The organism is Paenibacillus sp. S25, assembly GCF_019454085.1.
GTDB classification, from domain to species: domain Bacteria; phylum Bacillota; class Bacilli; order Paenibacillales; family Paenibacillaceae; genus Paenibacillus; species Paenibacillus polymyxa_B.
This window is the reverse complement of record NZ_CP073683.1, coordinates 1,035,288-1,048,426: the sequence shown is the minus strand read 5'-3', so window position 1 is coordinate 1,048,426 and position 13,139 is coordinate 1,035,288. Positions and strand designations below refer to the sequence as shown.

The following is a 13,139-nucleotide window of genomic DNA, read 5'->3' as shown; positions in this document are numbered from 1 at the left end:
GAAGGCGGAATGGATTATGTGTCTCCGTAATTTTAACGCTGAACTGCTCCAGGATTGGCAGCAGATGTGTTTTCGTGGTTGGGTAAGAGACTGACAAAATGTTGTTGTTCATGTAACACCCCGTATACTTTTGATCTATTGATAATACGATAAGCCCAATTCAAATGCGGCTTAATTTCATTCATTTTGTTGGCATAGGTACTTTTGAATACACCCAGACTGCCGTCGTTACGCTCAACAATTTCAAGTGCATCCATATACTCTTCATGTGTCACCGCATACATGGCCTGTACCGGTTTAATATGGGAGGGATGAATAATTGTTTTGCCGATAATCCCATTCTCTTTGTCCATCATGACTTCTCGAATGAGTCCGTCTACGGCATCTGAGATGAAGTCCATCCGCAAGTGACGTCCCGGCTTTCCAAGTGCATCTTCGAAAGGAGACACTCTTAATTGAGGTTTAAAGACACGTTCTCGGTGAGAGAAATATTCCCATACAGGACCGGAAATGACATAATTTGAGCCCACGCGTCCAAACAAGTTAATAATATCTGCGATGCAATCCCGAATGACGGCAATTTCATAAATCGTAATATCCGGGCTGCGTCTCAAGCCATATAGACTGGAGAAATCGGTTGCCCCAATTCGTACATTCAGCACATATTCCTGGTACTCGTCTAAAATTCCCTTAATCGACAGCAGCTCTTTCCAGCGGGTTTCCCGATAAATAATTTTGGAGCTTTCAAGAATTGGTAATCCGTACAGCACAGGCATGTCGCTTGCGTTTCCTGCCCCTGTATGCATATTCCGGTTATATTCAGCAATGAGTGCAAAATACGCCCGTCCATTATCAGAAGAGAACTTGGGTAAGACAAAGCCCGTGAGCAGTGACAAAGATTCTCCCAAACCGTTCAGCAGTCGTTCCAACTGCTCCACAGAGCGCACACGCACAAATAACAAAGGTAATTGCTGTTCACTCATCATCCCCGTCCGTACATAGGATAGTAGTTGAAGCAGCTGCTGTGCCAGCGATTGTTCTGCCTGTCCGACCTGGTGATCCCCTATAGCATCCTCCAAATCCAAAATGACCGTTGTTAGTCCTTCATGTTTTCCATTTTTGATCTCTTCCGCTACCTCCGAGCGGGTAGCAGGCATGTACAAAGCTGCTCCTATTGCATAAGCCAATATACTTTTGGGAGAACGGTTATGAAACTCCAACGGTGGAGTATAAAAGATCGCTTCTACTTCCTCAGAGGTTAAATCATTAAAATATTTCAGGGCCCTTCCCCTCCTCTTGCTCTTTCTTGCCTGACTGAAGCCCTGTGCTTCGGGTATAAAAGAAATCCCCCCTTAGTTTCAGGAGGGATTTCGCTATACTTTGTACATTAAGCCTCTTTGTCGGCCTTTTTCTTTCTTTTCGCCGAGCTGATGACCATTGTGCCTACAAAGACAGCAATCAAAATGCCGAAGAATAAAATCTGCGACATATGAAAGCCAAAAGCAGCAGCCAGCATTTTACCCCCGATAATGGCGATCATAATAAAGGCTGTCTGTTCCAGTTCCGGAAATTTATCAATGAGCTTGAGGAACACTTGAGCAACACCACGCATCATCAGAACGCCGAGAATACCACCCAGGAACAGAACCCATACTTTCTCGCTCACACCGAAAGCGGCAATGACGCTGTCAATACTGAAGGCAATATCCATCAGTTCGACCATTAATACGGTTTTCCAAAAAGAAGTAGGTTTGTTTTTCACTTCTCCATCACCTTCGGACTTGAATAAGCCCTTATAAGCGATATAGAGCAGATAAGCCGCACCCAGTACCTTAATCAGTGTGAACTTAATCAGGAATGTACCCAAGCCGATAGCCAGGAACCTGAATATATACGCACCCAAAATCCCGTAAAATAAGGCTCTCTTCTGTTGTTCCTTGGGTAAGTGTTTAACCATAACTGCGAGAACCAAGGCGTTATCCGCCGATAAAAGTCCTTCCAGCAAAATGAGAGTTCCTATAATCCCCCAACTCACTGGATCAGTAAGCGTAGCTACAACATCACTCCATGAAAAGAAATGGCCATAGTTTTCGCTGATATTTTTAAACAAATCATTCAACATGAAAAGAGTGCCTCCGATAATTCAATTTATTTGCTACCCTGCGACCAGCGCATGCCCCAGTTATAGGCCCGATCCAACTCACGATGACCGCCATAGAACTGCACGAGTCTTTCAATGCTGAACGTTTCATCGTTTACATTTTGGATCATGGCAATCGCACACATCCCTTTGCGATTGTCATGTTCATTCATGTGAACGATAATGTCCGGCCCATCCTTCTGGTACAGCGTGACTACCCCGTCCGCTTGTGACCAGTTCGTGACTCCTTCATAGATGAAGGTAAATACCAAAATTCGCTTAATTTCGGAAATTTTAGCACCATTAATGCGAAGATTTTCTCCTGTTTTCACAGAGCCTGTACGGTCGTCGCCATCCAGAGCAATATACGGGAAGCGATTTAGAGAACCGAAAACTTCCCCGAGCGCCTGCACAACGCCTTTATCTCCGTTCTTCATCTCATACAAGCAGCCCAGATCCAGATCGACACCCTTGGAACCGCGATTGAAAAAGCCTTTGCTTTGCTGGACCTGATTCCAGTTTAGATTGATCAGGATTTCACCCAATCCGCCTGAGCCTTTTTTCAGGTTGATGGTGTCGCCCTTCTTCTTCAGCTCAATTTTCCGCAGATTCAGATTCACCGGTGTTGCAGATGGCTCTGGCTTCGGAGCAGGTGGTACTGGTGGCGGCGTTGGTGCTGGTCGAGGCGCTGGAGACGGAGGTGTAGGCACTGGCGTGGGAGGAGCCGGATTGTTTTCTACTTCAATCCCAAAATTAACGCACAACGCATCCAATCCACCGGAAAAACCTGCGCCAATCGCGTTGAATTTCCATTCCCCGTTATGACGATACAGTTCCCCAATGACAATCGCCGTTTCCACTGTAAATCCACTGTCCAAATTAAACCGCAAAACCTCTCCGCTAACCGGATGAGCAAAACGAATGAACCCACCTTGAACCTGTCCAAAATTTTGCCGTTTCTGATCCGCATCATAAATCGTCAGCGTAAACGCAATCTTCTCGATGTTTGCAGGAATTCGCGTCAGATCAAGGGCAAATTGCTTTTTGTCACCGGACTGTTGTCCGTCTGAATAGGTGATAAAGGGCGTGGTCGGATTGTTATAAAAAATTAAGTCCTCATCGCCCGATACTTTTCCTCCAGGACCCAGCAAAAATGCTGAAGTATCCAACTCCAGAGACGCTGGGGACTCCCAGCCAATCCCTACGTTGACATGGGTCAGGCCCGGATTTGTTTTCGTCAAATCCGCCTTCTGTCCCTTTACTACGATAACAGCCATGATTGTGTCACCTTTCTGTCCGTTTGTCATGTGTCAGCGTACGCTAATGTAGCATTTTGCATAATTCGATTCCCAACGCACATAAGTACAATATATAGACGAACTAAAGCGTTTCGATCTATATATTGCTGATTTGAAAATGCTCTTGGGATTTATGCAAAATGCTCAATGTAATAGCTTAAAAAGAAAGGGTAGCGCCCTATGGACACCACCCCAAGTGGATATTATTGAGCGTCCAAGCCATAGTTTTTAGCAAGCGCACCCAATCCACCAGCAAAGCCACTACCGATAGCCTGGAATTTCCAGTCCGCATTCTGACGGTAAAATTCACAGAATACGACGGCCGTTTCGGTGGAGAAATCTTCTCCCAAATCGTAGCGCAGCACTTCACGATCTGTTGCCGCATCTACCACACGTACAAAAGCATTGGACACTTGACCAAAGTTTTGCGCGCGTGCCTCGTAATCATAAATGGTAACCGTGATCCCGATACGGTGGATGTTCGCAGGAATCTTCGAGAAATCAACGATGATTTGCTCGTCATCCCCATCGCCCTCACCTGTGCGGTTATCACCCGTATGAGTAACCGATCCTGCTCCGCCTGTCGGGTTGTTGTAAAATACAAAATCATCCGCAGCTTTGGCTTTACCGTCTTCATAAAGTAGGAAAGCCGAAGCATCCAGGTCAAAGTCCGCGCCACCACTGTATTTGTTCGTATCCCATCCAAGACCTACAACGACACGAGTCAAGCCGGGATTCGTTTTGGTCAGATCAATACGTTGTCCTTTGGAAAGGCTAATGGTCATTCCGCATACCTGCTTTCTTTGTATAGATTTTTTACGCCAAACCGTAATCGCGTGTCAATCCTGCAAGACCATCTTGGTAGCCGCTACCAATGGCATTGAACTTCCACTCACCGCTATGACGATACAGTTCGCCTACAACAACGCCTGTTTCGATTGAGAAATCTTCTCCCAGATCAAAGCGGACCAATTCTTCATTGTTTGCTTCGTTTACGATACGAGCGTAAGCACGGGACACTTGTCCAAAGTTTTGGCTGCGTTCTTGTGCTTCATAGATTGTAATCGTAAAAGCGATCTTTTCAACGTTAGCTGGCACGCTACCCAGATCAATTTTAATTTGCTCGTCATCTCCGTCGCCATCACCTGTGCGGTTATCCCCTGTATGAACGACAGAGCCGTTCTCATTTTGTGGGTTATTAAAAAAGACAAAGTTCTTATCGGATTCTACTTTACCTTCCGCATTAGCCAAAAATACGGATACGTCTAGGTCAAAATCTTTACCGCCATCGTATTTGTTTGTGTCCCAACCGAGACCAACTGTGATTTTGGACAAACCTGGATTTGTTTTCGTCAAATCGATTTTTTGACCTTTGGATAAGTTAATTGCCATGAGTAAGAACCCCTTTTCACATTAAGTTTTGTATGAGCAACCTAAAATTACATATAACGCTGAGCCAGCACATCAATATGTACGGCATGGGTTCCTTCACCGATTGCAGCAAACTTCCATTCGTTGTTATGACGATAGAGTTCTCCACAGACCAGTGCGGTCAGCCCTTCATAATTATCAGATAAATTAAACGTCACCAGCTCCTTGGAATTAGCACCGTCCAGAATGCGGATATACGCCTTCTCGATCATGCCGAAGTCCTGTTTCCGGTTTACGCAATCATATATATTCACAACAACAAGCACTTTGTCGACATTGGCAGGAATACGTGCCAGGTCAATCGCAATTTGTTCATCATCACCGTCGCCTTGTCCGGTCAGATTATCACCAGAATGCACGACAGAGCCGCATGGACTTTTTTTATTGTGGAAACACACTACGTTATCTGACTGAGTCAGTTTTCCGTTTGCGTCCAGCAAAATGGCAGAAGCATCACAATCAATGTTCGGTTGCTTCTTAAAACCAAAAAATCCTTTGGACTGTACTGGGTCCCATCCCAATCCGGCTATAACCTTGGTTAGTCCTGTGTTCCCTTTGGTCAAATCAATTTTCTGGCCCTTGACCAGATTAATTACAGCCACTGATTAACACACCTCCCTTCCGTAAAATTTACAGACTAAATTCAGACGGATTCAAACCAAGCGCGCCGCAAATCTCAGCCACAATTCGCTGCTCATTTGCATCAAAGTCACCATCAGCTGCGCCAATAGCGCTACATACGCCAACGACGAGTCGGCCTACTTCAGGCTTACCTTTCAATTTACCAATCGCCTTCAGTGCTTCCTGTTTACCGATTTCAGGTGAAAATTCAAAGTTCGCTACATAGTGATTGAAACGGTTGATAACCTCACCCATATCAAACACTTTCAATTCTTCACTGATATTTATGTATCCGGCCATTTTTGTTTTCTCTTCCGGACTAATCGTACCGTCAGCAAATGCTACTAATGCACAGCCTGCAACAACAGCTTCCATAAAATCTTTATTCTTAAACTTCTTAACTTGGTCTCCAAGTCCTTTTTTAGTTGTATTCAACCAATTTTTAAATGTACTCATGTTTCCCTCCACAATTACGTATTTGGGTAAAGGTATCCTAGTTAATTTCTTCCTTTACTATAACCTGAATTACGATCTTTTTCTACAATAATATACAAAAATACGGTAAATCCGATCTATTTATTATTGGTATCCTCTCTATCTTTAGCCCTAATTTCTACATAAAATCCTCTCTTCCATCATCCATCATTTGGTACCCCAATTGCAAGTCTGTGAAATAGTAGAGTTGAAAGAAAGGCACAGCCTTCCAATTTAACAGAAGCACTGTGCCTTTTACCATAATCCACGGTTTATCCATCTATAAATTTAGTTCTACTTAATTTGCACTTCTCTTTGGATATGTATTCTATCTATCTAATATATCGGTTTTCCGAAAAAATTGGTAAACCAAAAAATCTACAGACTTCTCCAGCTAGCGAGTTTACAGTTTCTACCTGCCGCTCACCTGTTCCAGAAAAAAAGACTGTAGATTTTATAGATACTCCTATTCACGCTATTATCGTTCACAGCTCAAGACCTAATTATAATCCTCCCAATAGCGATACTCCATTTCATTCTCACCTTTGGTGACGATGATCATGTTTTCAATATGTCCCGTTTCTTTATTCGTTCGGTAGATCATGGTACGGGTTTCTCCCTCATCGGGTACAGAAAAGAGTACTTTGTCACTGAGCATGCCGCCGCCAATGCCGACGACGTGTTCCCCCCACCCGGAGGCTGCGCCAGAACCGATGCCCGAACCTGCCCCACTAACTCCAGCCCCGCGCGACAAAATAAGACCTATTCCATATCCGGTGACGGTCTGGGCCGTTTTACCTAGAGCGTGTTCTCCGGCTGATTGGGTATGCTTTTGGACCCAGTAATCGTATTTATCCGTATTTTGCTCATAACTCACAACATTCCCTTTTTTATCGATAGATATATCCGTTTTGCTTCCGTCTTTACCTGTCAGTTCGGTGACGGCGACAAGGGAATCGGACGTGATCTTGGAGGTCTCTCCTGTATTGTAATCTGTACGGGGAACTGAGTCCTCATATTGCAGCCGCAGGACATTCATCTGGTCGTGAATTTTCTGCATAACCTGCTTGTCGCCGATGGCCTCGGCGTTTTTCAGTAGTTCCTCATATTGATAATATTTATCCGCGTCTGCCTGATCCCATTCGTCTATGTTTTTGGGCTGCTTGGCAATTTTTCCACCATCATCTCCAGCCTCTCCACTGCCTGCCAGCGCTGCGCTAGCGTTCATTGCCGCTGCTAGGGCTGTCCAGAAGCCACGTGTGCTTTCACCATCCGCATTTCTAAACTTCGAAGCGATGCTTTTCAGCTCAATTTCAATGGATTGAACCTTATTTAATACAGAAGAAAGTGTATATTTAGCCGTACGATAGTCATTATAAAAACGATTCCTCTCCATACCATCCCACTGGCTGTGAAGGCGGTTCATTGTGCTATCCAGGCCGTTTAACTGGTTATACAGTGTGCCGTGGGCATTGGCAAATTGGGAGGCCACGCTGTCCAGCTGCTCCGGTGTGACTTGGATTTTTGTCATGGTGATCACATCCCATCTATGAAAATAGGAGATAGAAATTATATTTTACAGTAATCCTTATTTCATATTGTAAGCTATAGAGGTCGGACATTCATGAGGATTTATACGTATTTGTGTATTCAGAAGCAGTTCCTTTGATATAATGAATCCATATGAGTTCATTTCGACAATACATTATTGAAAGTCAGGTGTAGGGACATGTCAGACAAAAAAATTATCTTTTTCGATATCGACGGTACATTACTGGACGATGACAAGAAAATGCCGTTAACGGCAGAAAAGGCCGTCTTTGCTTTGAAAGAGCTGGGACATGAGGTGGCCATCGCAACAGGACGTGCGCCTTTTATGTTCAAAGATATCCGCGAGCAGTTGGAAATTGACTCCTACGTCAGCTTTAATGGGCAATATGTCGTGCTTCGCGGGGAAGTGGTCGCTACCAATCCGTTGAACAGAGAAGCCTTGCAAGCGATGACCGATCTGGCCCTCACACATAATCATGCTCTCGTATATATGGATCATATGGACATGAAGGCCAATATTCCTAACGATGAGCTAGTGGAGAGATCGGTCCAAACGCTTAAAGCCAAGATTTCAGTTGGATACGACCCGCTCTATTTCCAGGGAAGAGATATTTATCAGACGCTGTTGATGTGTACAGCAGAAGAAGAACCTTTCTATGAAGCGGTATTCAAGGCGTTTGACTTTGTGCGCTGGCATCCGAGTTCTGTGGACGTTGTTCCTCATGCTGGCTCCAAAGCGAAGGGCATTCGCGAAATTACATCCAGACTGGGCATTGCCGATGAAAATCAATACGCCTTTGGCGATGGCTTAAATGATGTGGAGATGCTGACAGCTATACATAACAGCGTCGCGATGGGCAACGGCTGTGATGAAGCCAAAGCCGCAGCTAAAATGGTCACAAAACGCGCAGATGAAGATGGTATTTTGTACGGACTGCAAAAGCTTGGTTTGTTAAGCTAACAGGATTGCTGATAGACTGGACATGTTTCGGAAAAAATAAAGTCTGTTTAAAGACTTACATATGAGAAAATAGGAGGTTGTCCTTAAATATGGAGACGGAAGGCTTACGCAATGTCGAACAGCTAGCCATGAAGAAGTACAAAATTTACAAGCAGAGCCTACTCCGGTATTTGGCACGTTCCATGCTGGCGAGTATGTTCATCGGGTTCGGCGTTATTGTAGCCTTCAAGACGGGCAACTTTTTTTACATGGAGCATTCTCCATTCACTTATCCCATGGCGGCACTCACGTTCGGAGCGGCCATCATTCTAATCGCTTACGGCGGCGGGGATTTGTTTACAGGTAACACCTTCTATTACACTTATGCTGCGCTCCGTAAAAAGCTGCGCTGGGGGCAGGTGCTTCGATTATGGGCTGCCAGCTATGGCGGTAATTTGCTGGGTGCGGGGGTATTTGCACTCCTTATTTACTTGACCGGGCTGTTTGACTCCTCCAGCGTGAACAGCTTTCTACTGAACGTGGTTGAGCATAAAATGGAAGCGCCTGCAATGCAGCTATTCTTCCGAGCTATTTTGTGTAATTGGCTAGTCTGTCTTGCCTTTTTTGTTCCAATGTTTATGAAGGAAAATGGCGCAAAGATGTTTGCCATGATGCTGTTTGTGTTCTGCTTTTTTATTTCGGGATATGAGCATAGCGTGGCTAATATGTGTACTTTCGCCATTGCGCTCGTGCTGGATCATCCGGGTACGGTTTCTGTCGCTGGTGTGATCCATAATCTCGTTCCGGTTACGCTCGGAAATCTGGTTGGTGGCGTGCTGCTTATGGGGGTTATGTACTATTCGGTGAATCTCCCGTTTTTGGACGAGGAAGAACACTAAAAAAAAGAAGCCGTGGGACTTAGGTTCCACGGCTTCTTTTTTTAGTAATAGAGCAGGTGCCTTCTTGCCTTTTATTCTTCTTGAGCAGGAAAATGGATAAACTCCTCCAACTCCTTGAACAGCTTCTTGGGATTGACATTGTCAGGTACAACCAGAGTTAGCGGTTCATCCAGCTTCAGCACATACATGCCTAAAATGGATTTGGCATCTGCCATGCCGCTTTTGCCATGAATCCAGATGTCATAGGTATAATTCGAAACGATTTGATTGATTTTTTCAATATCTTTAACGTCTTTTACCTTGATGGGTGTCATCATTGCACAGCACTCCCCTGCATTGAATTGGGGCTTACAAAACAAGCCTTAATATCACTTTACCCCATATGAAGCCTGTTGCAAAATCTTAATTTAGAAAATGACATGCGGAGCGGAGCTGATTTTCCAGTAGCTACCGACCTTTTCAAAGTTCACGGTGATTTTCTCATTCGCCTGCTTGGTTTCTGCCGGATAAGGCACGGTCAGCAAGTAGCTGCGCTTCACCGGAGTCATGTTTACCATTTTCGCCGTAGCCCGGTTGAACTCTAGCAAATTGCCACCATCTGCGTTCAACTGAGCTAATCTGCCGTTAACTTCAACGAAAAATTTACCGACAAATTGCTCACTAGCCTGCTTTGTGTAAGCCTGCGTCAGATAACTGATCAATTTGGTCTTCGTACCGATGTCCTCGGATAAATAGCGGTAGCTTTTACCGTTCAACTGGAACGACTCTCCCACCGGGCTGCCACCACTAATCGCATACTGATAACGAGACTGTGCCTCCAGCACAAGCGGAACCGCACTCTCGTGGTTCAGCTTGTCCAGCTGCGTCGGTTTCACGCTAGTAGCCGGGGCTATTGGCGCCGAAGTGGAAGGCTGTTGCGGCTTAGACGGCTTCACAGTCGACGGTACGGACGGAGCAGCCGCTGGTGCTACCGATGTAGATGGACGCTGTGCTGGTGCAGACGGAGCTACTGGTGTAGCGGCTTTGGCAGAACCTACAGCTGCAGCCGGAGTCGAGGCTGCTGGAACCGACGGCGCTTGCGCAGGGGCTGGCATCGTAGCCGACGCAGACGCTGCGGGTGCTGGCACCTGGGCTGGGACGGATGCGGCCGGACTGGCAACGCTCGGTTGCGTCGCTTCCGCTGGAGCGGTCACGGCGGGTGCGGCAGCGGCGGCCTGTGCCACGCTCATAAGTGTGGCCGCAATGCATAGTGCGGATAGCTTCGTATTTATTTTCATACTCATATACACCTCCATAATCATATGTCTGCATAAACTGCACACGTTTCTATTATAAGAATTTCGCTTCTCGATTGGGTTGCTAAATTGTTTCTATTTGCCTTTTTTTGTTCATTCTGCACGAAGTTTGTCCGTATTTGCCGGGGACGGCTGTTCTGATTGTTTCAACTGCTTTGCCTCCATCTCTTCCAAGGATAGCGACAGTTGCTTAACAGATCGGTCCAGCTCCTCCAATCTGCGACTCAAAGTGAAGAGGATGTATTTTAACAGAATCAAACTTAATGCAGCAGGGAATCCGACATTAGTTACGAGCTCGATCATGCCTTCAGTCGTTAAAGAACTCACAGATTCTGCCTCCTTTTTCATACATATATTCCATCAATAAGAACTAATGTTCCCATTTTTATGAAAATCATACGTTATCTTTTGGGCTCTCATGACAAAAAGAGCTCCAATTAGCCAGGAGCCCTCTCTGTTTTTGTTCATTCTACCTGCTTTCAGACCACTGTCGAACGACATATCAAGGAGTATATATATTCGGCTGCTGGGGCCTGGACATCCCTTCTCCGAGATAAAACCCGGTGTGCGGCGGCTGATTATAAGCTACGTTCTGCCAGGCAACACTGAGGCGATACACTGGATCATGCATAAGCGTATAGAATCGATGTTCTGACTCGTATGGTGTTGTGTAGATCCGCAGCGCCGAATTATCACTTTTGCGCCAAATGACTTCCTCACGCCAGTCACCGAACAGATCGGCCTGCAAGGACGGCGTCCCTTTGGTTCCGTTATTGGAACTCGTTCCTGTCGCCGTAAGCAAGTTGGAAGTAGTCGAGTTCGTATAGTTCCACTTGTCTATTTTCCCAGCGCTTGATGAGGTATGATCCAGCAGTTCACGGAGGAGATCCCCATCCCACCAGATGCCAAAATTAATGGAAGACGGTAGCGTGTTGGTGATGAGCTGCCCCTTGGCTGAACGCAAACCAATACCCGGTGCCCACTGCTCGTTCCCTTTGGTCCGCGGGTCAATGTCTGCCGACAGGCCTCTTCCGGTATCCTTGCCTGTTTTTACGCCCCATAAAATATTTCCATTACGCGGGTCGTACATGGCAGCTCCGTAGGTGGCATTTTTGTCCTCGTTCACCTTGAACACTTCATAACCTGAACGGTCGGGGTCCAGATCACCAACATGAAGTGCATCTCCATGTCCCATCCCCGTGTTAGCCAGTTTCGCTCCGTTATCGTCTACAACCAGCGAGCCATACACGATCTCATCCTTATCATCTCCATCCACATCCGCCACGCTCAAACTGTGGTTCCCCTGTCCAGCCGTCCCGGCATTGGTGGAGCTGTTGCTGTCAAAGGTCCAGCGTCGGCTCAGGTTACCGTTCCGCCAATCATATGCGACCAGAACGGTGCGGGTGTAATAACCACGTGCCATCACAATGCTGGGTCTCACGCCATCCAGATAAGCAACCCCGGCGAGAAAACGATCCACACGGTTACCATAATTATCTCCCCAGCTCGATACCGTTCCGCGCGGTGGCACGTAGTCAATCGTACTAAGAGCCTTACCTGTATCACCTGAGAATACAGTTAGAAACTCAGGGCCTTGCAAAATATATCCGCTCGTGTTTCGATGATCAGCCGAAGCGTCCCCAATCTTTACACCTGCACCATCTACCGTGCCGTCTGCTGTTTTACATACGATCTCTGCTTTACCATCTCCATCAAAATCGTAGACGAGAAATTGCGTGTAGTGGGCTCCAGCCCGTATGTTACGTCCCAGGTCGATCCGCCATTTGCGTGTTCCATCCAGCTCGTAGCCATCCAAAAATACATTTCCCGTATAACCGGATTGCGAATTATCCTTGGCATTGGAAGGGTCCCATTTTAACACAATCTCATACTCGCCATCTCCATCGAGATCCCCTACGCTGGCATCATTGGCATGGTACGTGTAATTCACATTATCCGGAGTTGTGCCTCCCGCGGGCTGCTGGATCGGAACATCCAGGTAGTTGTTGTTCCATACCTTCACCGCAGGAGAAGCGCTCTGCTCTGCTCCATTGACCACGGCACGAACGGTATACGAAGATGAGGTCGTACCTGCCTTGTCCAAAAAGTTGGTTCTCGATGTAATCGGCGCATCATTCACCTTGCTTGTCCCTCTGTACAAATTAAAGCCGACCGAATCCGCTTCCGTGCCCAGCAAGCGCCAGCTCACCAGTACACCCTCAGGCACCTTAACGGCAACGGCTCCCCGGTTCAGCTTTTCCATTTGCCTCGTAGAGGCAGCAGTGACCTGGCTATCCATCGGGGTGACCACTCCACTCAACATTACACCGAGACAGAGCAACGCAGTATACCGAAACCTTTTGTTCATCTGAATTATTAGCTCCTTTCATGGTTTGTATTTTCAATAAATTAATTTTATGTGACTGATAAGTTATTGTTATTTAAATTTTATGATAGCGCTTACATAAATGTAAAGGGACGAATACGTCC

The 13,139-nt window shown here is 46.1% G+C and carries 14 protein-coding genes; 2 read left to right on the top strand and 12 right to left on the bottom strand.

Annotation, left to right across the window (positions count from 1 at the left end):
- Positions 1-32 precede the first annotated feature (32 nt).
- From KAI37_RS04690 to KAI37_RS04655, 8 genes are all read right to left on the bottom strand, one after another.
- A complete protein-coding gene (locus KAI37_RS04690) occupies positions 33-1,220 on the bottom strand; it encodes an HpcH/HpaI aldolase/citrate lyase family protein (RefSeq protein ID WP_071639723.1) in 1,188 nt (395 codons plus the stop codon).
- Between the two features lie 167 nt (positions 1,221-1,387).
- Entirely contained in the window at positions 1,388-2,122 is a 735-nt protein-coding gene (locus KAI37_RS04685) for a TerC family protein (RefSeq protein WP_076293392.1), read from the bottom strand.
- Positions 2,123-2,148: 26 nt separating this feature from the next.
- Positions 2,149-3,417, bottom strand: coding sequence for a TerD family protein (locus tag KAI37_RS04680; RefSeq protein WP_029517566.1), 1,269 nt, complete (start codon positions 3,415-3,417; stop codon positions 2,149-2,151).
- 224 nt (positions 3,418-3,641) lie between these two features.
- Positions 3,642-4,223, bottom strand: coding sequence for a TerD family protein (locus KAI37_RS04675; protein ID WP_023987194.1), 582 nt, complete (start codon positions 4,221-4,223; stop codon positions 3,642-3,644).
- A gap of 31 nt (positions 4,224-4,254) precedes the next feature.
- Positions 4,255-4,830: a TerD family protein gene (locus KAI37_RS04670; RefSeq protein ID WP_013308970.1), complete on the bottom strand. Its 576-nt coding sequence runs from the start codon at positions 4,828-4,830 to the stop codon at positions 4,255-4,257.
- A 47-nt stretch (positions 4,831-4,877) separates the two neighbouring features.
- On the bottom strand, positions 4,878-5,471 hold the full coding sequence (locus KAI37_RS04665) for a TerD family protein (RefSeq protein WP_013308969.1): 594 nt from the start codon (positions 5,469-5,471) through the stop codon (positions 4,878-4,880).
- A 28-nt stretch (positions 5,472-5,499) separates the two neighbouring features.
- Positions 5,500-5,946, bottom strand: coding sequence for a tellurite resistance TerB family protein (locus tag KAI37_RS04660; RefSeq protein WP_013369616.1), 447 nt, complete (start codon positions 5,944-5,946; stop codon positions 5,500-5,502).
- 517 nt (positions 5,947-6,463) lie between these two features.
- A complete protein-coding gene (locus KAI37_RS04655) occupies positions 6,464-7,495 on the bottom strand; it encodes a WXG100 family type VII secretion target (protein ID WP_220030818.1) in 1,032 nt (343 codons plus the stop codon).
- Between the two features lie 198 nt (positions 7,496-7,693).
- Between KAI37_RS04655 and KAI37_RS04650 the strand changes: the two genes are divergently transcribed.
- On the top strand, positions 7,694-8,476 hold the full coding sequence (locus KAI37_RS04650; RefSeq protein WP_023987190.1) for a Cof-type HAD-IIB family hydrolase: 783 nt from the start codon (positions 7,694-7,696) through the stop codon (positions 8,474-8,476).
- An 89-nt stretch (positions 8,477-8,565) separates the two neighbouring features.
- Entirely contained in the window at positions 8,566-9,354 is a 789-nt protein-coding gene (locus KAI37_RS04645; RefSeq protein ID WP_013308962.1) for a formate/nitrite transporter family protein, read from the top strand.
- 71 nt (positions 9,355-9,425) lie between these two features.
- Here the strand turns inward: KAI37_RS04645 and KAI37_RS04640 are convergent, their stop codons facing one another.
- From KAI37_RS04640 to KAI37_RS04625, 4 genes are all read right to left on the bottom strand, one after another.
- Entirely contained in the window at positions 9,426-9,671 is a 246-nt protein-coding gene (locus KAI37_RS04640) for an HPr family phosphocarrier protein (protein WP_071639720.1), read from the bottom strand.
- Between the two features lie 90 nt (positions 9,672-9,761).
- On the bottom strand, positions 9,762-10,631 hold the full coding sequence (locus KAI37_RS04635) for a DL-endopeptidase inhibitor IseA family protein (RefSeq protein WP_220031438.1): 870 nt from the start codon (positions 10,629-10,631) through the stop codon (positions 9,762-9,764).
- A gap of 111 nt (positions 10,632-10,742) precedes the next feature.
- A complete protein-coding gene (locus KAI37_RS04630; protein ID WP_025722924.1) occupies positions 10,743-10,976 on the bottom strand; it encodes a hypothetical protein in 234 nt (77 codons plus the stop codon).
- Positions 10,977-11,151: 175 nt separating this feature from the next.
- Positions 11,152-13,017, bottom strand: coding sequence for a rhamnogalacturonan lyase (locus KAI37_RS04625; protein WP_441948819.1), 1,866 nt, complete (start codon positions 13,015-13,017; stop codon positions 11,152-11,154).
- Between the last annotated feature and the right edge of the window lie 122 nt (positions 13,018-13,139).

Bases quoted from the DNA above. Each gene is read 5' to 3' on its own strand.
- KAI37_RS04685 (WP_076293392.1), bottom strand. From the start codon at position 2,122: ATGTTGAATGATTTGTTTAAAAATATCAGCGAAAACTATGGCCATTTC.
- KAI37_RS04680 (WP_029517566.1), bottom strand. From the start codon at position 3,417: ATGGCTGTTATCGTAGTAAAGGGACAGAAGGCGGATTTGACGAAAACA.
- KAI37_RS04675 (WP_023987194.1), bottom strand. From the start codon at position 4,223: ATGACCATTAGCCTTTCCAAAGGACAACGTATTGATCTGACCAAAACG.
- KAI37_RS04670 (WP_013308970.1), bottom strand. From the start codon at position 4,830: ATGGCAATTAACTTATCCAAAGGTCAAAAAATCGATTTGACGAAAACA.
- KAI37_RS04660 (WP_013369616.1), bottom strand. From the start codon at position 5,946: ATGAGTACATTTAAAAATTGGTTGAATACAACTAAAAAAGGACTTGGA.
- KAI37_RS04655 (WP_220030818.1), bottom strand. From the start codon at position 7,495: ATGACAAAAATCCAAGTCACACCGGAGCAGCTGGACAGCGTGGCCTCC.
- KAI37_RS04650 (WP_023987190.1), top strand. From the start codon at position 7,694: ATGTCAGACAAAAAAATTATCTTTTTCGATATCGACGGTACATTACTG.
- KAI37_RS04645 (WP_013308962.1), top strand. From the start codon at position 8,566: ATGGAGACGGAAGGCTTACGCAATGTCGAACAGCTAGCCATGAAGAAG.
- KAI37_RS04640 (WP_071639720.1), bottom strand. From the start codon at position 9,671: ATGATGACACCCATCAAGGTAAAAGACGTTAAAGATATTGAAAAAATC.
- KAI37_RS04635 (WP_220031438.1), bottom strand. From the start codon at position 10,631: ATGAAAATAAATACGAAGCTATCCGCACTATGCATTGCGGCCACACTT.
- KAI37_RS04625 (WP_441948819.1), bottom strand. From the start codon at position 13,017: ATGAACAAAAGGTTTCGGTATACTGCGTTGCTCTGTCTCGGTGTAATG.